The sequence below is a fragment of the Clostridium sp. CM028 genome, assembly GCF_030585565.1.
Classification (GTDB): Bacteria; Bacillota; Clostridia; order Clostridiales; family Clostridiaceae; genus Clostridium_AD; species Clostridium_AD estertheticum_B.
Genome location: NZ_CP077766.1, coordinates 417,998 through 439,918, shown reverse-complemented (window position 1 = coordinate 439,918; position 21,921 = coordinate 417,998). Strand labels below are relative to the sequence as shown.

Sequence of the window (21,921 nt, the reverse complement as noted above, 5' to 3'; positions counted from 1 at the left end):
TAAGAGAAACCTTAAGTGTATATATTCAACAAAAAGATAAATTTTCCTCTTAATTTAAATGATTTTTTTAAATATTTATTATAAATTTAAATATAATCAAAATTAATTTCATTTTATTGTATATTTGCAGATATATATAACCTTAATTTCAAATTAGTAAATACATTATATTATGATGTTAAAAAGCTAACTTGTCCTTCTAGACTAATTATAATAGCAAAATATAGAAAAAGCAATATCATATCGTTAAGTAAATCAACCAAATAGTATATAAATTGGTTAATTTTACATTAAATTAAAAATAAAGCTGAAAGCTATAATTTATCTATGCTTTTAGCTTGTTTTTTAATTATTTACTAAAGCGATAGCATTCTTACAATCATTTCATTGTCAACTGAGTAATTAATTGCTTCCTCTTTAGATATAACACCTTTTTTATATAACTCTGCAATTGACATATCCATAGTTTTCATACCATATTTCCCGCCAGTTTGAACACAAGATTGTAATTGATGTGTCTTGCCTTCGCGGATAAGATTTTGAATTGCTGGAGTTGATATCATTACCTCAAGCGCTGCTACTCTCCCTCTTCCACTTATCTTAGGTATTAATTGTTGAGAAACTATTCCCTGCATTACCGCTGATAATTGAACTTTAATTTGTTGCTGCTGATATGGAGGAAATACATCAACTATTCTATCTACTGTTTTTGCTGCACCTATAGTATGTAAAGTAGAGAAAACCAAATGTCCAGTTTCAGCTGCAGTAATAGCAATAGAAATCGTTTCAAGATCTCGCATTTCACCTACTAATATAACATCTGGATCCTCTCTAAGAATAGCCCTTAATGCATTTTTATAATTTTTACTGTCTTTTCCGATTTCTCTTTGATTAATAATGGATTTGTTATGTTTGTGTAAATATTCAATAGGGTCCTCGAGTGTTATAATATTACATGCTCTAGTAGAATTAATTTCATTAACCATAGCAGCGAGAGTTGTACTTTTACCACTACCTGTAGGCCCTGTCACTAAAACTAGCCCTCTTTGTTTTGTGGTAAGAACCCTAACAACCTCTGGAAGCTCAAGCTGTTTAATAGTAGGTATTTTTAATGCAACTACTCTAATAGCTATAGTATCGCTTCCCCTATGTTTATAAACATTAACCCTAAATCTTCCAAGTCCGTAAATAAAGTAAGACGTATCGATTTCTCCATTTTGACAATATTTTTCATAAGAATTTTCTAAAATTTCTCTTGAGTATTTTTCAGTGTCTGCTGGAGTTAATTTATCTTTTCCTGTTTGTATTAAATTACCATCGACTCTAATGATTGGCACTGAGTCCACTGTAAGGTGCAAATCTGATGCATTTTGTTCTGTTGTCTTTTTTAGTAATTCACTAAGAGGTATCATTATTGGTCCTCCTGTTCTTTTAATGAAGCTTCCAAATATATATGCCAAATTGAGTTCTAAATTTTAGAATCTTCTTGTCACTTAAAATTTTTGCTCCATTTTCATCACCTAACTGCAGAAATTTTATTTTCTCAGATAAATAATTTAAATACATTCTTTCCCGAAATATTTTGTATCTTTAATGAAAATCGTTAAGATGCTTTATTTGACTAACGGTGTACATTTTATAATTATACCATAGTTGTTACAATTTATTAGAACTATTCAACCTATTTTTACTAGTACTATTTAATTCCTTATTAAGCTTCTTTAATGCCCTCTTTTCAATTCTAGAAACATAGGACCTTGAAATCCCTAAGATCAATGCAATTTCTCTTTGAGTTCTAGGGTTACCATCAAGTAATCCATATCGCATTTGAATTATTGTTTTTTCTCTATCCATTAAAGCTACGTTTATCTTATTATAAAGCTTTTTAATTTGTATTTTACTTTCTACTATATCAATAATAGAATCTTCATCGCTGCTTAACACATCCATAAGTGATATCTCATTACCCTCTTTATCAATACCAATAGGGTCTTGCAGGTAAACCTCCCCTTTTGTTTTCTTATTATTGCGAATAAGCATAAGTATCTCGTTTTCTATGCACCTTGCAGCATAGGTGGCAAGCCTTGTTCCCTTACTTATATCAAAGGAATCAATGGCTTTAATAAGACCTACAGTTCCAATAGAAATCAGGTCATCTACATCCTTTCCTGGATAGGAATATTTTTTTACTATATGTGCAACTAGTCTTAGATTTCGTTCAACTAATACACCTTTAGCTAGTAACTCGCCGTCCTTTAACTTTTTTAAATAGGATTTCTCCTCTTCTTCACTTAATGGTTGAGGGAATGAACTACTTCCAGTTATATAAGCCGTCAAAAGTGTAACATTTCCAATCATATCTAATAAACAATTTATGAAAAACACAGATGTTCCTCCTAATAGAGCTTATAATATAATATGATTTATTTTACTAAAAGTGCCTGTACATGGAAATTTATTTTATTATTTTATAAATTTCTTTAGCTAATAACTTTCCTTCCGAAGTCTTTAATGCAGCCTCACAGGAGATGTTTTAATGGCGTTAACTACTTTTTTAAATATCGGAGCCGCTGTACCTCCACCTTCTTCATCTGCTACACCTTTTACATTACTCATCTCAATATTATTTACATATACAACCATGGAATAATTTTTCCCGTTTAAATTGAAAAAGCCAACAAACCATCCATCGGAACACTTCTGACTTTCTTTTTTCCCATTTACTAATTTAATTACATAGTATGTAGTAGTGCCCGTTTTCCCACCTATATCCATGCCTTTAATTGAAGCCTGGGTTCCTGTGCCTTTGTTTACTACATCCATCATATGAAGTTTCACAGCTTCTGCAGTTTCTCTTTTTAATATGGTCGTATTTTTAGGGGTAATTTCCCCTAGAATTTTATTATCGTCATTTACGTATGCATCTATTATGCTTGGCTGAACATACACTCCATTATTTATAATAGTATTAGGAATACTCATGGCTTCTAGCGGCGTTATTCTAACATTCTGACCAATAGCTGTTTGACTTGTATCACCATCCGTAGGGTGTAATAAATCCGCCATGTCAAACTTACCACTGGCCTCTTGATGAATATTTAATACTTTATGTAACATCCCTTGTTTTTCTGCATAATCATATATATTTTTAAAACCTATTTTCCAACCTAGTTGAGCAAATATGTTATTAGAAGATTTGGCTAGCGCCTCTGCAACTGTAAATGTTTCTCCCTTAAAAGGCTCTTCTAGAAATATTTTAGGACTTACTGTATATTTTTTATAGTTATCTATTTTGTTCGTGTCTAAACCAGCTTCATCCACAATAACTTTAAAAATCGATCCCGGCAAAGCTCCATTAGTACTTGGATATCCTAAGTTCGCATTATAAGCGTTATCATCCTTTTGTACCATCGCCCTTATCTTTCCATTATTGCTCTCCATTACTACAACACCAATTTGACTATACTTTTTGTAGATTCCCTCATGAATAACAGCACAGGCTTTATCTTGGATTTCTTTATCTAAGGTAAGTCTTACATTAACATTGTTTTTAGGATTAATAATTTTGCCCGCAGCTATTTCGCCATTAACCCCTTTAGCAAATCTAATTTTTGTATAATCATTATTTTTAGTTTTATTGTATATTTCCATTTCCAAAGAATCAGTACCTTTGAATACATAATCACTAACGACTTTTTTAGATACAGGATCAACGTGTTCTTTATTGTATTTCGGGTCTATCAATACATTTTCAATTTTCCAATTCCTATCCTTGATCACTTCATTAGCTTCATAGGTATAAAATCCTTTTACTTTTTTAATATCTTTAAGTTTATTATAAGTCACTTCATCAATTTTATATCTTATTTTCTCTCCATTACCATTACCTTTTATTTTTTCTAAATCATAGCCTTTATCATAGTTTCTTAAAGTAATAGTTAATGCTTGCATGTCATATTTGCTAGTATATTCATTAAATCTCAAATAATCGACAGGATCAATAATCGCATAGTAACTCACAGCATAATTCAAAAGATCTCGCCCATTACAGTCAGTTAAACTATATAGCGACCCATATTGTTCATCTATTGTATATTGTGAATTAAACATAGTTTTCAAGGGTTCAGATTTAAAATACATGTAATTCATGATTCTCCAAATTAAAAAACAAAATAATACCGTAAACACACCCATTACCGTCCAAGTTCTTTTTTTAATTTCACTTCTTTGATTTGAGTAACCAAAGATATTATTTCTACTACTCATAAAAAAACACCTCACCTAGGCTAATTCTCGCCTAGATTGAGATGTTTTATACTTCAAATATGTTATTTTTTCTTTTGCTGTTTCTGCAGTATTTGGCTTATATTAGCTGTAATTATATCTATAGCTACCTTATTATGTCCGCCTTCAGGTATAATAATGTCAGCGTGTCTTTTGGTAGGTTCAATAAATTGTTCGTGCATTGGTTTAACAACATTTAAATATTGATTTATAACAGAATCTGTTGTTCTACCTCTCTCGGTAATATCTCTTGTAAGTCTTCGTATAAACCTAACATCTGCATCTGTGTCTACATATATTTTAATATCCAGCATGTCACGAAGAACCTTTTCCTGGAGTACAAGAATCCCTTCAAATATAATAATTTCCTTTGGCTGCACGGAAACTGTTTCTTCTATTCTATTATGCATTTCAAAATTATATATAGGCTTTTCAATAACCTTTCCTTCTAAAAGAAGGTTTAGGTGTCTCACTAATAGTGAAGTATCAAAAGCATCCGGATGATCATAATTTGTTTTTATTCTTTCTTCAAAAGAAAGATTACTCTGATCCTTATAATAAGAATCTTGTGCAATCATTGTAATACATGTCTCATCAAAATGTTTATAAATTTCTCTCGCTATAGTGCTTTTTCCTGAACCCGTTCCTCCGGTTATCCCTATTAAAACCGGGCGATACATTATTCTTTCTCCTTAGATTTGATAAGTATATCATTCTCATGTAGTTTTTCTTTAACATTTACAGTGAATAACATCTGGGCACTTGGTGCAGCAGCTATGCTTTCGCCCTTAGAATTTCTCATATCATTAAGCACAATTAAAACATTATCTCCTACAGGCCTTAATACTTCAACAGTATCACCCTGGAATACTTTATTCCTTTGTTCCACTAATGCAATATTATTTTCCGAATGGTATTCGCGTACAATTCCAACTATATCGTAATCTCTAATATATGAAGAGGATTCATGTATCTGTTTATTGGGATCTCCAAAGTAGAACCCAGTATAATATTGTCTGTGACTCGGTTTCAAGAGGTTATCCATCCATTTTTTTTGAAATTTATAATTTACTGAATCCTTCATATATGTATCCAAAGCTTCTCTATAGGATTTACATACAGAAGCAACATAATATGAGCTTTTCATTCTTCCTTCTATTTTAAATGACGTTATCCCTGATTCTACAAGTTCCGGTATATGTTCTATCATGCATAAGTCCTTTGAATTCATTATGTAAGTGCCTTTATCATCTTCTATTATAGGAAAGTACTCACCATCTCTTTTTTCTTCCGTTAAGAAATATTTATATCTACATGGCTGGGCGCATTGTCCACGATTTGCATCTCTTCCCGTCATATAATTTGACATAAGACATCTTCCCGAATATGCCATACACATAGATCCATGGACAAAAGCTTCAAGTTCACAACTATCCGGCAACTTTGCTCTAATTTCTTTAATTTCACCTAGAGACAATTCTCTTGCAAGAACAATTCTTTTGACCCCTTGCTTATGCCAAAAAATAGCTGATTTGTAGTTTACATTGTTAGATTGGGTACTCAAATGAATTTCTAAATTTGGTACAACTTCTCTAGCCGTCATAATAATTCCTGGGTCAGAAACAATAATAGCATCTGCACCTAGTTCATATATTTCTTTTAGATAACCTTCTAGGCCTTCTAAATCGTCATTATGAGGAAATACATTTAATGTAACATATACTCTTTTACCTTTGGAATGTGCAAAGTCTATACCTTCTTTTAATTGAACATTGCTAAAATTATCCGCAAAAGCTCTTAAATTCAATTTACTTCCGCCTAAATAAACTGCGTCTGCTCCAAAATTTATAGCTGCTTTTAATTTCTCCAAATTACCTGCCGGTGCTAATATTTCTGGTTTCATTAGTTTCATGCCTCCTTACTTCCCCCTGCAAACTTTCTTACTGTAACTGAGATACCATCACCCATTGGTATTACAGAAGTTACAAGGTTATCATTATTAGATACTAGTTCTAAATAGCTTTTCATACGTTTTATTATAGTGATTTTTCTACGTGTTGCGAGTTCTTTCGATGCAACCATTCCTCGAAAAAGTACATTATCAGCAATAAGAACTCCCTCTCTTTTTAAGAGTCTCAAGCAGTGAGGAAGAAAATGATTATAGTGACCTTTACCTGCATCCATAAAAATCATATCATATTCATCTTGGAGACTTTCTAAAATCTCTAAACAATCTCCTTTTAGAACAGTAATTTTATTCTGCATTCCGTATTTTATTATATTCGCATTTGCAATTTCTATCATTTTTTCATCTCTTTCAATAGTCGTAATTTCACTTAACCCACCGGAAGTTAAATTCATTAAAATAGAAGAATATCCTATAGCCGTGCCCAGCTCTAAAATTTTTTTAGGTCTATTTATAGTTATCATTAATTCCAAAAATTTAGCAGTTTCTTTTTGAACTATAGGGACTCTATTCTCGAGAGCAAATTTCTCTAGCTCATCTAAAATACCAACATTACTTGGAATGAGATCTCTTAAATATTGTTCCATATAATCATATGTTATCCCACTCATTTAATTTCCTCCAAAATTCATTAATGCACATAAAAACAAATAACAAGTCAACGATATAATTATACTGACTTGTTATTTATTCTCATGTGACTAACACTAACTAAAATCCTTGTGTTACATCTTTGACCTTTAAAAATTCATTATAGTCATCTGTAAAAAAATGCTTTCCATCATTACTTAAAACAAAGTATAAATAATTTGTTTTAGTAGGAGATAAGGCTGCTTTAATAGATTCTTTTCCTGGGTTACATATTGGACCTACAGGAAGTCCTGTCACCTTGTAGGTATTATAAGGTGACTTAACCTCTAAATCTTTATTGTATAATTTTTCCTTATGTTTACCTAAAGAATATAAAACAGTTGCACAAGATTGTAACTTCATGTCTTTTTTTAGCCTATTATAAAAAACTGATGCCACTTTAGCTTTTTCATTTTTATCACTAGTTTCTCTTTCAACAATTGATGCCATTATTATTATATCATCTAATTTCTTCATCTCTATAGGCGTTTCTTTATTTATTTCATTTATAGTACTATAAAACTTATCCACCATTAATTTTATTATTGCATTTCCACTCATACCGGCTTTAAGATCATATGTAGATGGAAAAAGAAAACCTTCCAAATTAAATTTTCGGTTTTCTTTTTCCGTAATATAAGTAGGCAGCTTGTAAGTTTTACAGCTATCAATAAATTTTTCTTTGTTTATTATGCCTTTTTCTTGTAGCATATTTGCAATACTATTTATATCAAATCCCTCAGGTATTGTTACTTTAATAATGTCTTTTTCATTTCCTACAGTTGATAAAATTTTTATAAACTCCACAACTGTAACATCCTTTGGTATCAAGAACTTTCCTGTATGAACATTAGATTTTATTTTGTTTGATTTGATATAAAATTTTATAATACTTGCATTTTTTATAGCACCAATTTGGTTTAAATCATCTAGTACACTATACAAAGCGTCTCCATTTTTCACATTAACATAGATATCTTTATTAGTTTTAATAGGATGCTGTATTATCTTTTTATACTGAAAATTACCAGCTAATACGCAAACTATTAAAACCATAATTAATAGCACTATCTTTTTCATTAAACCACCCCATAATTTATGCTATTTGCTTTTTTTGCTAGTTGCTCTTTTTCTTTCTCCTGAATCTAATATTCTTTTTCTCATTCTGATATTTAGAGGAGTAATTTCAACTAACTCATCAACAGCTATAAATTCTAAGCATTGTTCTAGTGTCATTTGTTTTACTGGAACTAGTTTTGGTGATTCATCTGCTCCTGAAGATCTAGTATTTGTTAATTGTTTCTTTCTACAAATATTTATCTCCATATCTCCAGCTCTTGCACATTCTCCTGCAATCATTCCTGCATATACAGGCACTCCTGGTTCTAGGAAAAGAGTACCACGATCCTGAGCATTAAATAATCCGTAAGTAATTGATTCTCCTGTTTCAAATACAATTAAAGAACCTCTACTTCTATCTGGTATTTCACCTCTGTATTTATCGTAACCATCTAGAACGTGATTCATTATACCATTACCCTTGGTATCAGTCATAAGTTCACTTCTAAATCCAATTAATCCTCTTGATGGTATTTTAAATTCTAATCTAGTGTATCCATTTATAGCTGAAGTCATATTTACCATTTCTGCTTTTCTAGGTCCCATTTTCTCCATTACTACGCCCATAAATTCTTCTGGTACGTCAATTGTAAGGTACTCAATTGGCTCTGTTTTATGGCCATTTTCTTCTTTAAATATAACATTTGCTTTTGACACTTGGAATTCATATCCTTCACGTCTCATAGTTTCAATTAGAACTGAAAGATGAAGTTCTCCTCTTCCACTTACTTCAAAACCATCATCAATTTCTTTTACTCTTAAACTAACATTGGTTTCAAGCTCTTTGATAAGTCTATCTCTTATGTGTCTTGATGTAACATAAGTTCCTTCTTTTCCTGCAAAAGGAGAATTATTAACCATGAAATTCATAGTTAGTGTAGGCTCATCAATTTCAACGAATGGAAGAGCTTCTGGTTCATTAATATCAGCTATTGTCTCTCCGATGTTAATGTCTGGAATACCAGAAACTGCTACTATATCACCAAGCATTGCTTCTTCAGTTTCTTCTCTTTTAAGACCTTTGTAAACAAAAAGAGCTGAAACTTTAACATTGTTTATTGTGCCATCTTTTCTTATAAGTGCGATAGGTTGATTTCTTTTGATTGATCCTCTTTCGATCTTTCCTATTCCAATCTTACCAACATACTCATTATAATCAATAGTTGAAATAAGCAATTGAAGTGGCATATCTAAATATCCTTCTGGTGCCTTTACATTCTTTACTATAGAATCAAATAATGGTTCCATGTTGTCACTTACATCATCAACATTTAATTTAGCAAATCCTTCTCTAGCAGAAGCATATACCACTGCAAAATCTAATTGTTCATCATCCGCTCCAAGTTCAACAAATAAGTCAAAGACTTCATCAAGAACATGTGTAGGACGACCATCTTTTCTATCAATTTTGTTTATAACAACGATTGGCTTAAGGTTTAATTCTAATGCCTTTTTTAAAACGAATTTAGTTTGTGGCATTGGACCTTCATATGCATCAACTACAAGAAGTACGCTATCAACCATTTTAAGTACTCGTTCAACCTCTCCACCGAAGTCAGCGTGGCCAGGAGTATCAACTATATTTATTTTAATTCCATTATGCATTATTGCAGTATTTTTAGAAAGAATTGTTATTCCTCTTTCTTTTTCTAAATCGTTAGAGTCCATTACTCTTTCTTGCACTTTTTCGTTTTCTCTAAAAACATGGCTTTGTTTAAGTAAACAATCCACTAGTGTTGTCTTACCGTGATCTACGTGAGCAATTATTGCTATATTTCTAACATCATTTCTTGTAAATAAATTCATATTAATCCTCCAATTTTTTTTCGTAAGTTAAACATATTACACAAACAAAAATTGGATACGTCTTTAAGTACCCAACTTTCGCATTTACTATACTTATTTTAATGTTATCTTGCAAAAAAGTCAACTATGTATAGCATTCATTATTAAAAAAATGATACATTTACTTAAATTACATCATTTACTTGGTTTTTTCATCACATCATCCCACATAAATACAAATGCTTCCTCTGTAGGATTTATCGTTTACATTATTTGCAAATACACTTGTCACAAACACCATAGAATTTCAAACTATGATCTTCAATCTTAAAGTTATATTTTTTTTCAACAATAGTCTCTAATTCCTCTAGTAAATCTCCCTGCACCTCTAATACTTTACCACAGCGATTACATATTAGGTGATGATGTTGATGTCTCTCATTCTCATGGTTAAGTTCATATCTACTACAGCCATCATCTAAATCAAACTTTCGAATTACACCCATTTCTTCTAAAAGTTGAACTGTTCTATAAATTGTAGCAAGACCTATTTCTGGACAGTCAGATTTAACCAAGTCATATAGTTCTTCCGCAGTAAGATGGCTACCTTCACTCTTAATTATCCCATTTAAAATAGCCCTTCTCTGCGGAGTAAGCTTATAGCCCTCTTGTTTTAGAGTTTCTTTTAAACTCTCAACGCTCTCTGGAGATACCTTTGACATATATATACCCCTTTTCTACAAACATCATTTGACTCATAGATAAAATTATATTAAGTATACTTTTATTTTAATCCTTTATTATAATATTGTCAATTGATAATCATTTAGTTTTAAGAAAATAGGTTAATTAGTTTGAAAATATATTAAAATGTCTTAATTTAGAATCTTTTTGCTTAAATACTATTATAGTTCTCCTGAAGAAATTGCGTCATACGCCTCCGAAATCATTTCAAACTCTTCATCATCATCTATTGTAACTAAAATATCCTCACCCTCTGCGTCCTTATCTATTCTTAGTGCAATTGCATCAATATCTTCTTCACCAGTTGGCGCAACTATAACATATTCCTTATCTTTAATGTCCAATTTCGTTAGTACGTCAAATTCTATTTCTTTACCCTCTTCATCATATAATAATACGGTTTCAACATTGTTATCCATTTTATTTTCTCCTTTCAATTTATGCAATCAATAATATCTTAATACCCGTTGCATATTTTTGTAAATTTCATTTTATAGATGTGTGCCTAAACTATCTAAATATCCTTGTAAAATGAATGTAGCCGCAATTTTATCTACAATCTTTTTTCTTTTTGATCTAGATAAATCGCCCTCAAGCATTACTCTATTAGCAGCTACTGTTGATAATCTTTCATCCCACATTTTCACTTCTAAATTTAATGTTTCTTTAAGCTTTTCACAAAAACGCTGAACCTTTTCCCCTTGTGGTCCTATAGTTCCATTCATATTTTTAGGGAGGCCTGATACAAAACTTTCTACATTGTATTCCTTACATATTTTAGAAAGTTCCTCTATATCTAGAACTATGCTTTTCCTTTTAATTGTTGTAATTCCCTGTGCTGTTAATCCTAACGGATCGCATACAGCTACCCCTATTGTTCTGTCTCCAATATCTAACCCTAATATTCTCATCCAAATGCTCCTTTAATAATAGCCTAGTTAATGTACACCATTAACTTTAAAAAATAAAATGCCCCCTATGGGCATTTTACTTTTTTATGTCTAGATAAGATTTCAAAACTTCTTCCAATATCTCATCTCTCTCTAGCTTTCTTACCATCGCTCTTGCTCCATTGTAGTTCGTTATATATGTCGGATCTCCTGAAATTAGATATCCTACCATTTGGTTCACTGGGTTATAGCCCTTTTTTATAAGTGAATTATATACGTCAGTCAAAATAGTTTTTGTTAAATCTTTTTTATCTTTTACAAAATCAAATTGGACTGTATTTTGATTATTATCCATTATATACACCCCTTTCCTCATCATACGCTAAACACTAAAATTTATCCCATTTGAATACGCTAGGAAATAATTTGGTAATATAGTAAATTTTTTCAGTTGTAATAAGTTCCATAATTACATACTAACTATAATTAAATTACTTATTATTAATTATATTATAAAACAACTATTGCAAAAAGTATACTATTTTACCAATCTTTCAATTATAGAGCATACATTCGTTATTGCTTCATCTAATTTTTCGGGAAGTTTTCCACCTGCCTCTGCCATGTCAGGCCTTCCACCACCGCCACCACCAGCGATTTTAGCAACTTCTTTAATTATTTTCCCACAGTGTATTCCTTTATCTATTGCTGACTTAGACGCCATTGCAACAAATTGTACTTTATCGTCTGTACAGCTTCCTATTACCACTACACCATCAACAATCTTATTACGAAGTTTATCAGCTAAATCTCTTAAAGCATCTCCGTTTATATTTTTTACAGCTCCCGAAATCACTTTAACACCTTTGACCTGTTTAATATTCTCTAAAATTTCATCTACTGAAGAACTGGCTAATTTTTCTTTTAATAATACTATTTCCTTTTCTTTGTATTTTAATTCTACCAATTGAGTTTGTAATTTATTTATTATGTCTTTTTCTGAACATTTTAATGTACTTCCAATATATTTTAATAAATTACTTTTATCTTCTACATATTTTATAGATTCACTACCAGTTATAGCTTCAATTCTTCTAACCCCTGCCGCTACTCCTGCTTCAGATAAAATTTTAAATAATCCGATTTCGCCTGAATTTCTAACATGAGTACCGCCACATAATTCCTTACTATACTCTCCTACAGATACTACTCTAACATCTCCTTGATATTTTTCATCAAATAATGCTATAGCTCCAGTTTCCTTAGCTTTCTCAATGGTCATAACCTCAGTCTCTACCTTATACGCCTTCATAATATTGTCATTTACAATTTTCTCAACTTTAGCAATCTCTTTCTCAGTTAGTGCAGAAAAATGAGTGAAGTCAAACCTTAATCTATCTTCATTTACATAAGAACCTGATTGATGAACGTGATCACCTAAAACTCTTTTCAGCGTTTCTTGTAGCATGTGAGTTACAGTATGATTTTTACAAATTTGAGCTCTCCTATCTTCGTCAACCTTAAGAGTTACTATTTCATCTGCTATCACTATTCCTTCTAACACCTCAATAAAATGTATTATTTTTCCGGAAATATCTTTTTGGCAATCGTACACTTTTGCTTTAAAATTATCATTAAAAATTATTCCCTTATCTCCAATTTGCCCTCCCATTTCTGCATAGAAAGGAGTATCTTCGGTTACAATAATCCCTTTTGAACCCTTTGAAAGGTCCGTAACATGCTCTTCGCCACTAATTAAAAATTTAGCCTTAGATTCCAATTGTATTTTATCATATCCATCAAATTTTGTTTCTATATTTTTAGGAATTAAGTTCATTGAACTTTCTCCACTGCCCATATAATTTGACTGTACTCTAGCAGCTCTTGCCCTTTGCTTTTGACTTTGCATTGCAGCATTAAATCCTTCTAAATCAATTTTTATACCAGCGTCGCTAAGTATTTCTTCTGTAAGCTCATATGGAAAACCATAGGTATCGTATAATTTAAAAGCTTTATCTCCACCTAAAATTTTATTGTTATTTTTTTGAAGCTCTTCTATGTAAACTTTTAAAATATCCATACCAGAATCTATAGTTTCTAAAAATCTTTCCTCTTCAATTTTTATAACTTTCTTAATATAGGATGATTTTTCTTTTAATTCTGGGTATGCTTTAGAGGAGTTTTCAATAACAGTATCGCAAAGTTCACTTAAAAAAGTATTTTTAATTCCAATTAACCTACCATGCCTTGCCGCACGCCTTAGTAGTCGCCTAAGAACATAACCTCTTCCCTCATTAGACGGAAGTACACCATCACTTATCATAAAGGTTGTGCTTCTAACATGGTCTGTTATAACTTTTAAAGATATCGACTCATTACAGCTATCGCCACATTTCACGCCTGAAATTCTTGAAACTTCTTCTAAAATATTTTTTATAGTATCTACTTCAAATATACTATCTGTGCCTTGCATTATGCCAGCTATTCTCTCGAGACCCATACCTGTATCTATATTAGGATTTTTTAATTTGTTGTAGTTACCATGCTCATCCTTATTAAATTGAGTGAACACTAAATTCCAAAATTCTATTACTCTATCTTCATTGCCTGCCTTAATAAACTCTTCTTCCGTTTTTATTTGGCCGAGTTCTACATTTCTATCGAAGTGTATTTCTGAACTCGGTCCACAAGGTCCTTGACCTATTTCCCAAAAATTTTCTTCTTTTCCTAATCTAAAAATACGTGAAGGATCAACATCAGTATTTTTAATCCATACATCAAAAGCCTCATCATCCTCTAAATATATAGTTATATATAAATTTTCTTTTGGTATTTTCAAAACCTCTGTTGCATATTCCCAAGCCCATGGTATAACCTCTTTTTTGAAATAATCACCAAAAGAAAAATTTCCAAGCATTTCAAAGAAAGTGCCATGTCTTGATGTCTTTCCTACATTCTCAATATCTCCTGTCCTAATACATTTTTGACAATTAGTTATTCTAGTATTAGGTGGCGTTTTAATTCCTGTAAAATATGGTTTAAGTGGTTGCATACCCGCATTTACAAGCAATAAACTGCTGTCATTCTTAGGTACTAGAGGAAAACTTTCTAGTCTAAGATGCTCTTTACCTTCAAAAAAATTTAGAAACGATTCCCTAATTTCATTTAATCCTAATTTTTCCATAATATCTCCTCCGATTGTTTATAGACTGTGTTAACACGATCTATTTATGCTAATTTTATATATAGAATTTTAAAATTCATAATTTTCTAAAATATAAAAAAAAACCTTCACTTCCCTAAAGCAAGGGACGAAAGTTTTCCGCGTTACCACCCTAATTATATCACTATATAATTAATAATAATTAATTACACTGCAATATCTCTCAACAAAATAAGGTTCAAAGACAGCTTCAATATGGCTATCAAGAAGTTTTCACCCTCCACTTCCTCTCTAAATGACTAACTATATTTACTAATTCTTATCATTACCTGATATTAACTTATATATACTATAGTACATTTTACCTTAATACTTCAAGATATGCAAATTATAAATAAAAATATATTGCTTATTCCTAGAATAGATAATAGTTTAAGTCCTCATATATAACTTTTATCACTACTCCTAGTGGCACTGCTAGTATCATACCTAAAATCCCTCCAACCTTCCCACCTATAACCAACAATAATATTACTGTTAATGGGTGCATACTTATACTATCTCCAATTATTTTTGGTGACAATATACTTCCTTCGATTTGTTGAAGTGCAAATAGCCACAACGCTGTATATAAAGCTATTTTTGGAGAGTCAAGCAGAGCTATTAAAATGATAGGTATTACCCCAAATATAGGTCCAAAGTAAGGTATTATATTAAAAATTCCATTTATCAATGAAAGTATCAAAGGAAAATCAACTTTCATAAACATTAATATCAAAAATGTAGCAATGGTTATAATTCCACATAAGATAAATTGACTTATAATATACCTTCCTAATACTTTATCAATATCCGCTATGATTCTCTTTATTATATTTCTGCTCTCTGGTGGAAAAACTATCAATGCCTTATTTATCATGTTTTCACTATCGCATAAAAAGTAATATACTATTAAAGGCGAAACCATGTAAGTTAATATATTCTCACCGATGCCCATGATAGAATCTAATATTTTATCAAATATTAGAAGTATTTGAGCATTTGATTTTTGGTATATAGTAGTCATAATACTACTCATGACTCTGCTTCTATTTAATACTTTTATTTTCATATTTGCATTAATTAAATATTTTTGCAAATCATTTATTGCCTTATTTATGTCTAAACTTTCTCTAAATATTGATGGAATTACCACTATAAACGTTAATAATACTAAACTTAATAAACCGACTATTATTAAACAAGCAGAAGCTTTTTTATTTACTCCTTTTCTAATTAAAAGCATATATAATGGTTTTAGTATATATGCCACAATGAAAGAAATAAAGACTAAATTCATTAATTGTTTAACAATAGGGATTTTTATTAACATAAAGAGTACAACTACAAAAATAATAATACTGAGAATCGTAATAGCTAACTTCTTTTTGCTAATTTTTTTCATCGGCTTTTCCCTCCACAAAGAAGTTATGTGGCATACTTTTAAAACATGATTCATCAAAATTGGGAATGTAGAGAATATTTTCTTCTCCAAGTATTAGTTCATTTATTAGCATTATTCTTTTCCCTCTAAGTAAATTTGTAATAAATCCAGAAGACACTATAATTCCTTTTATTTCAAATGTATCACATGAAAAAGTAATATCCTCCACCATACCAAATACATTGCTACATTTATCTATTACATCCATATTAATAAAGCTATGTAAACATAGATATTTATTTTTCTCTACTTTTTTAACTACCATATGCTTATTAAAATATATGATGTCTTCTTTTAATACACTTAAATTTTTATGGAAAAGTTTATAAGGAGATATTACAAATCCGATTACCTTTCCTTTATTAAAATCCATTAACAAATCTCTGATAAACCCAATTTTCTTGCCATCCATACTAACAACATTCATAAATATAAAATCTCTGCTTTTAAACATATTATCTCCTAAATGAAAAAAATTTAATTATTATTTATTTATAGTTATATTCTCCAAATAATCTAAGAATTATTACATATACTAAAAATAATGTTAAAGATTAATATTTTGTAATTTTACAATTTCTTATATTAAATTACTGTTAGCCCTATTTTTTATATTTGCTCTAAATAATATTTTTAATAAAAATTTTACTCTTTAATGACTTCTTTACCCTATTAATTTTATTAAAAGAAAGTGGTGAAATTTTGTAATGAAAAAATTAGTTATAAGTATATTGTTAATTGGTGGTTTATTTTTATCTGGCTGTAGTAATTCAAATTCTAACCTTAGCCCTAATATTAATTCTAAGGATGAGGTTGTTAATCCTAAGCCTGAAAATATTGATGTAGTTCAAAACAAGATTGATGCTATGAGTTTAGATGACAAGATTGGTCAGTTAGTAATTGTTGGGCTTGATGGTTATACAATGAATAATAATATAAATAATTTGATTAAAGACCATAAAGTTGGTGGATTTATTTTATTTAGAAATAATGTAGCTACTTCTAATCAATTAGTTAGCCTGATTAACTCACTAAAAACTACTAATTCACAAAACAAAACGCCTCTATTTATTTCTGTAGATGAGGAAGGTGGACGGGTATCACGAATTCCAAATGAAATTAAAAAGCTTCCATCCAATCAAGTTATAGGGGAAAAGAACGATGGTGCCTTAAGTTACAACATTGGGAAAATTATTGCAGAAGAACTTAAAACCTTTGGATTTAATATGAATTTTGCTCCAGTACTCGATATAAATAGCAACCCTAATAATCCTGTAATAGGAGACAGAGCTTTTGGGAGTACCACTGATATTGTTAATAAACTAGGCATTAAAACCATGGAAGGTATGATAGATAACAATATAATTCCTGTGGTAAAACACTTTCCTGGCCATGGGGACACTTCAGTTGATTCCCATGTAGGCCTGCCTGTAGTAAATAAGGATTTAACAAAACTTAATGCTTTCGAACTGACTCCTTTTAATGAAGCTATAAAGAATAATGTGGATGCCATTATGGTATCACATATATTACTTAATAAAATAGATTCTGTTTATCCTGCGAGTATGTCAAAAGTTATTATAACCGATATATTAAGAGGAACTTTAAAGTTTAGCGGTGTAGTCATTACTGATGATATGACCATGGCGGCCATTACAAAATATAATGACATTGGCGATGCTGCCGTTAAATCATTTAATGCTGGAAGTGACATTATCTTAGTATGCCATGAATATGACAACGAGCTAAAAGTAATTAATTCACTAAAAGCTGCAGTACAAAATAATGTAATATCAGAAAATAGGTTAAATGAGAGTGTATATAGAATACTGAAACTCAAAGAAAAATATATTATTAATAACGCTGCAATAAGTTCAATAAACATTCATGAAATTAACAATAAAATAGAAAACTTATTGAAAGAGTAAATCAAAATCAAACTACATGGGATTAACACCAATGAAGTTTCATTAAATCATCTCCTGCGTAGCTGAAATATATTTATTTTAAATCATTCTTCCAAGGCTCAAGCATGCATGACTCTCTATAATTATTTATCGCATTATGTATAGTTTGTTCTGCAAGCACTGAGCAATGTTGTTTTAAAGCCGGTAATCCTTCCAGAGCTTCAATAACTGACTTGTTGGTTAATTCCCATGCCTTCTCTAAGTTTTTACCCTTTATAAGCTCTGTCGCAATGCTAGATGATGCAATAGCTGAGCCACACCCAAAAGCCTTAAACTTAACACTAGTTATTATATTATCCTCAACCTTTATATAAATTTTCATTATATCCCCGCAATTAGGGTCCCCTGCCTCTCCAATACCGTTAGCATCACCTAATATACCCATATTTCTTGGACTATAAAAATGCTCCATAACCTTATCACTATACATCATAATATTGCTCCTCCTTTTATAAACAAAATAATAAAATTATCACCTTCAAAGCTGAAATTTCACTATTTAAAATAGTTACAATTATCCACTATAAATACAGAGGGATACCTAGTTTTTTAACTAAATATCCCTCTGCCTAAATTATAAACTAAATTAGTACACCTATAAAATTTCCTCGATTATCCCTCCGCCAACTACTAAGTTTTCTGAATAGAAAACTACTGATTGGCCTTTGGTTATAGCTCTTTGTTTCTCATCAAAAACGACCTTCACTCTATTATTTTCCAAAGGAATTAAATTAGCTAATTGAGGTTTTGCAGAATATCTAATCTTAGCCGAAACTCTTAAATTTGAGGTGAGCTTATCGAAGAGAATGAAATTTAAATCTTTTGCTATAAGCTCAGTTTTAAAAATATCCTCCTCATCACCTATTATTACTTGATTAGTTAGAGGGTTAATGTCAGTAACAAAAACAGGCTTACCTACCGCTATCCCAAGTCCTTTTCGCTGTCCTATAGTATAATACACTATTCCCTTGTGTCTTCCCATAATTTCCCCTTGCTTATTAACAAAGTTACCTGGCTTTATTTCTCTACCACTATACTTCTTAATATAAGCTCCATGGTCATTATCAGGTATAAAGCAAATTTCTTGGCTGTCCCTTTTTTTAAAAACCTCTAGTCCAATTCGCTCTGCAATATTTCGTATTTCTGGTTTAGCATAATCTCCACAGGGCATTAAAGTGTGACTTAATTGCTCTTGAGTTAATGTATACAATGCATAAGTTTGATCTTTTCTATCATCTTCTGATTTTCTAAGAATATATCGATCGTCTTGTTTTTCAATTTTAGCATAGTGACCTGTAGCTATATAATCAGCCCCAAGCGCCTTCGCTTTTCTTAAAAATTCTTCGAATTTAATCATCTTATTACATACAATACATGGATTAGGCGTTCTGCCTTCCATATATTCATCAATAAAGTTATCAATAACATTTGTCTTAAAAACATCCTTAAAATTCATAACATAAAAGGGTATATCTAGTACGTCTGCAACGCGCCTTGCGTCATTTGCTGCAGAAATAGAACAACATCCGCCTTCATTTTCTTCATAATCCTGATTATCTGGTGATAGCTTCATCATAATTCCTATAACTTCATATCCTTGCTCTTTCAAAAGATATGCAGCTACGGAACTATCTACTCCACCACTCATTCCGATAACTACTTTTTTCTTCATTTAATATCACCTATTCTCCGTGTACTTCACCATGTATATCGTCATGTTCTACGAAATCCCATACTTCAAGTCCAGCCTTACTTCTATAATCATTAATTGCTTTGTGAATAGCTTCTTCAGCAAGTACTGAGCAATGCATTTTTATTGCTGGAAGTCCATCTAACGCTTCAGCCACAGCTAAATTTGTAAGTGTCCATGCATCATCTACAGATTTACCTTTAATAAGCTCTGTTGCCATACTTGAAGATGCTATAGCTGATCCACAACCAAAAGTTTTAAACTTTGCATCTACTACTATATTTTCTTCTACTTTTAAATAAACTTTCATAATATCTCCACATCTAGCGTTACCAACCTCACCAATTCCACTAGCATTTTGAATTTCTCCTACATTTCTTGGGTTAGTAAAATGGTCCATAACTTTTTCACTGTACATCATATTAATTTTCCCCTTTCTTTAAGTAGTCATCCCATAGCGGGGACATATCTCTTAATCTTTGGATTATTTTTGGTATTGTTTCTAATGCAAAATCTACTTCTTCCTCTGTGGTAGCATCACCTAATGTTAATCTTAAGGATCCATGTGCTATCTCATGCTTAAGGCCTATTGCAAGTAACACGTGAGATGGGTCTAAGGAACCCGATGTACATGCGCTTCCACTTGACGCTGCAATGCCTTTTGCATCTAACATCAATAATATAGATTCACCTTCTATAAATCTAAAACATATATTCGAATTACCTGGGAGCCTTTTTGCTCCTATTGGTCCATTTAATCTTGTGTAAGGTACTTCTAATAATCCATTCATAAGCTTATCTCTTAAATACACTAGCTTTTTATTATTTTCTACCATGTTTTCTACAGCTAGTTCAAGAGCTTTACCAATTCCCACTATGCTAGCTACATTTTCAGTACCTGCTCTTCTATTTCTTTCTTGTCCACCACCGTGTATTAAATTATCTATTTTAATTCCTTTTCTTACATATAAAGCTCCTATGCCCTTAGGTCCATAAAATTTATGACCAGCAAGGGATAATAAATCTATATTCATTTCTTTTACATCAACTGGAATATGGCCTACTGCTTGAACTGCATCCGTATGAAAAAGTATTTTTTTACTTCTACATAATGCGCCTATTTCTTTTATTGGTTCTATTGTTCCAATTTCATTGTTAGCGAACATTACAGATACTAGAATAGTTTTATCTGTAATAGCATTTTCTAAATCTTTAATGCTAATAAATCCGTATTCGTCAACTGGTAAATATGTAATTTCAAATCCATTCTTAGCTAAATATTCGCAAGTATGTAATACTGCATGATGTTCAATTGTTGTTGTTATTATATGATTTCCCTTTTGCTTATAAGCAGAAGCTATCCCCTTTATTGCCCAGTTATCTGCTTCAGAACCTCCACCAGTAAAGTAAATTTCATTTTCGCTGGCGTTTAGCGCTTTTGCCACCTTGTCTCTTGCAACATCAATAGCTTTTTTAGTTTCTCTTGACAAAGAGTAAATTGATGAAGGATTTCCAAAGTATTTTGTAAAATAAGGAATCATCGCGTCCAAAACTTCTGGTTTAGTATAAGTGGTTGCAGCGTGGTCCATGTAAATTGATTTATTCATTATCTTTCACTCCTTTAATTAATGTAATTTCATTGTAATCATCTACAATATCTTTTAAAGTTATTGATGACGTTACACTATCTATACTATTTTTTAATTTCTTCCATAATAATCTAGTAGCACAACAATCAATATTATTGCATGCTCCGTCTTCTAAACAATTTGACACCTCAATTGGACCTTCAAGTACATCAAGGACGTCTTGTATAGTTATTTCCTCTGGTTTTCTATTTAGTATGTATCCACCCTGAGCTCCCCTTATACTTTTAATAAGTTTAGCGCGCCTTAGTGATGAAAATAATTGTTCTAAATAATATTCAGAAATATTTTGTCTTTCTGATATGCTTTTTATAGATACAGGTTGTTCTCCATAATTTATTGATAAATCCACCATGGCTTTAACCCCATATCTTCCCTTAGTAGATAATTTCATTTAATCACTCCTTCAAAGTAGAGTGTTTTGCTATACTTTCTAAAATAATAATATCAAATCCTAGTAATGTTGTCAACTATAAATAACTCAATTTTTCATTATTATTCCTATTTATAAGCTAAATCATTGAATTATTCATTAATAATCCATATATATATCC

General features: G+C 31.0%; 21 protein-coding genes and 1 other annotated feature. Of the genes, 1 reads left to right on the top strand and 20 read right to left on the bottom strand.

Annotated elements, in window-relative coordinates; all coding sequences use genetic code 11:
* Positions 1 to 356: 356 nt before the first annotated feature.
* From KTC94_RS02125 to KTC94_RS02055, 15 genes are all read right to left on the bottom strand, one after another.
* Positions 357 to 1,412 (bottom strand): type IV pilus twitching motility protein PilT, encoded by a 1,056-nt coding sequence (locus KTC94_RS02125; protein ID WP_216302811.1) that lies wholly within the window; start codon positions 1,410 to 1,412, stop codon positions 357 to 359.
* Positions 1,413 to 1,656: 244 nt separating this feature from the next.
* Positions 1,657 to 2,385 (bottom strand): RNA polymerase sporulation sigma factor SigK, encoded by a 729-nt coding sequence (sigK, locus tag KTC94_RS02120; RefSeq protein WP_216302810.1) that lies wholly within the window; start codon positions 2,383 to 2,385, stop codon positions 1,657 to 1,659.
* Positions 2,386 to 2,508: 123 nt separating this feature from the next.
* Positions 2,509 to 4,266, bottom strand: coding sequence for a penicillin-binding transpeptidase domain-containing protein (locus tag KTC94_RS02115; RefSeq protein ID WP_220320206.1), 1,758 nt, complete (start codon positions 4,264 to 4,266; stop codon positions 2,509 to 2,511).
* A gap of 62 nt (positions 4,267 to 4,328) precedes the next feature.
* The gene (gene udk, locus KTC94_RS02110; RefSeq protein WP_165412735.1) at positions 4,329 to 4,964 is read right to left on the bottom strand and encodes a uridine kinase; all 636 of its coding nucleotides are present in this window, start codon (positions 4,962 to 4,964) and stop codon (positions 4,329 to 4,331) included.
* A complete protein-coding gene (locus tag KTC94_RS02105; RefSeq protein WP_216302808.1) occupies positions 4,964 to 6,196 on the bottom strand; it encodes a U32 family peptidase in 1,233 nt (410 codons plus the stop codon). The genes udk and KTC94_RS02105 overlap by 1 nt, the downstream gene beginning before the upstream one ends.
* Positions 6,193 to 6,861, bottom strand: coding sequence for an O-methyltransferase (locus KTC94_RS02100; RefSeq protein WP_216302807.1), 669 nt, complete (start codon positions 6,859 to 6,861; stop codon positions 6,193 to 6,195). The genes KTC94_RS02105 and KTC94_RS02100 overlap by 4 nt, the downstream gene beginning before the upstream one ends.
* A 100-nt stretch (positions 6,862 to 6,961) precedes the next feature.
* Positions 6,962 to 7,960 carry an endolytic transglycosylase MltG gene (gene mltG, locus KTC94_RS02095; protein ID WP_216302806.1) on the bottom strand — a complete coding sequence of 333 codons (999 nt, stop codon included), beginning with the start codon at positions 7,958 to 7,960 and terminating at the stop codon, positions 6,962 to 6,964.
* Positions 7,961 to 7,981: 21 nt separating this feature from the next.
* Entirely contained in the window at positions 7,982 to 9,805 is a 1,824-nt protein-coding gene (gene typA / locus KTC94_RS02090) for a translational GTPase TypA (protein ID WP_165412739.1), read from the bottom strand.
* A 248-nt stretch (positions 9,806 to 10,053) separates the two neighbouring features.
* Positions 10,054 to 10,506 (bottom strand): Fur family transcriptional regulator, encoded by a 453-nt coding sequence (locus tag KTC94_RS02085; protein WP_165412740.1) that lies wholly within the window; start codon positions 10,504 to 10,506, stop codon positions 10,054 to 10,056.
* 183 nt (positions 10,507 to 10,689) lie between these two features.
* A complete protein-coding gene (locus tag KTC94_RS02080; RefSeq protein ID WP_165412741.1) occupies positions 10,690 to 10,947 on the bottom strand; it encodes a DUF1292 domain-containing protein in 258 nt (85 codons plus the stop codon).
* Between the two features lie 72 nt (positions 10,948 to 11,019).
* Positions 11,020 to 11,439 (bottom strand): Holliday junction resolvase RuvX, encoded by a 420-nt coding sequence (gene ruvX / locus KTC94_RS02075; RefSeq protein ID WP_165412742.1) that lies wholly within the window; start codon positions 11,437 to 11,439, stop codon positions 11,020 to 11,022.
* A 76-nt stretch (positions 11,440 to 11,515) separates the two neighbouring features.
* Positions 11,516 to 11,773, bottom strand: a complete 258-nt coding sequence (locus KTC94_RS02070; protein ID WP_165412743.1) for an IreB family regulatory phosphoprotein — start codon at positions 11,771 to 11,773, stop codon at positions 11,516 to 11,518.
* Between the two features lie 183 nt (positions 11,774 to 11,956).
* Positions 11,957 to 14,602, bottom strand: coding sequence for an alanine--tRNA ligase (gene alaS / locus KTC94_RS02065; RefSeq protein WP_216302805.1), 2,646 nt, complete (start codon positions 14,600 to 14,602; stop codon positions 11,957 to 11,959).
* Positions 14,603 to 14,722: 120 nt separating this feature from the next.
* Positions 14,723 to 14,916: a binding site (T-box leader), on the bottom strand.
* A gap of 80 nt (positions 14,917 to 14,996) precedes the next feature.
* The gene (locus KTC94_RS02060; RefSeq protein WP_220320207.1) at positions 14,997 to 16,025 is read right to left on the bottom strand and encodes an AI-2E family transporter; all 1,029 of its coding nucleotides are present in this window, start codon (positions 16,023 to 16,025) and stop codon (positions 14,997 to 14,999) included.
* On the bottom strand, positions 16,012 to 16,518 hold the full coding sequence (locus tag KTC94_RS02055; RefSeq protein ID WP_165412746.1) for a PRC-barrel domain-containing protein: 507 nt from the start codon (positions 16,516 to 16,518) through the stop codon (positions 16,012 to 16,014). Before KTC94_RS02055 ends, KTC94_RS02060 begins: the two co-directional genes overlap by 14 nt.
* Before the next feature lie 253 nt (positions 16,519 to 16,771).
* Between KTC94_RS02055 and nagZ the strand changes: the two genes are divergently transcribed.
* The gene (gene nagZ / locus KTC94_RS02050) at positions 16,772 to 17,992 is read left to right on the top strand and encodes a beta-N-acetylhexosaminidase (protein ID WP_165412747.1); all 1,221 of its coding nucleotides are present in this window, start codon (positions 16,772 to 16,774) and stop codon (positions 17,990 to 17,992) included.
* Between the two features lie 73 nt (positions 17,993 to 18,065).
* Here the strand turns inward: nagZ and nifU (KTC94_RS02045) are convergent, their stop codons facing one another.
* From nifU (KTC94_RS02045) to KTC94_RS02025, 5 genes are all read right to left on the bottom strand, one after another.
* Positions 18,066 to 18,461: a Fe-S cluster assembly scaffold protein NifU gene (gene nifU / locus KTC94_RS02045; RefSeq protein WP_187351419.1), complete on the bottom strand. Its 396-nt coding sequence runs from the start codon at positions 18,459 to 18,461 to the stop codon at positions 18,066 to 18,068.
* A gap of 165 nt (positions 18,462 to 18,626) precedes the next feature.
* Positions 18,627 to 19,703 (bottom strand): tRNA 2-thiouridine(34) synthase MnmA, encoded by a 1,077-nt coding sequence (gene mnmA, locus KTC94_RS02040; RefSeq protein ID WP_165412749.1) that lies wholly within the window; start codon positions 19,701 to 19,703, stop codon positions 18,627 to 18,629.
* Positions 19,704 to 19,713: 10 nt separating this feature from the next.
* Positions 19,714 to 20,142, bottom strand: coding sequence for a Fe-S cluster assembly scaffold protein NifU (gene nifU / locus KTC94_RS02035; RefSeq protein WP_165412750.1), 429 nt, complete (start codon positions 20,140 to 20,142; stop codon positions 19,714 to 19,716).
* Between the two features lies 1 nt (position 20,143).
* Positions 20,144 to 21,328, bottom strand: a complete 1,185-nt coding sequence (gene nifS, locus KTC94_RS02030) for a cysteine desulfurase NifS (RefSeq protein ID WP_216302804.1) — start codon at positions 21,326 to 21,328, stop codon at positions 20,144 to 20,146.
* On the bottom strand, positions 21,321 to 21,761 hold the full coding sequence (locus tag KTC94_RS02025) for an Rrf2 family transcriptional regulator (RefSeq protein ID WP_165412752.1): 441 nt from the start codon (positions 21,759 to 21,761) through the stop codon (positions 21,321 to 21,323). The genes nifS and KTC94_RS02025 overlap by 8 nt, the downstream gene beginning before the upstream one ends.
* Between the last annotated feature and the right edge of the window lie 160 nt (positions 21,762 to 21,921).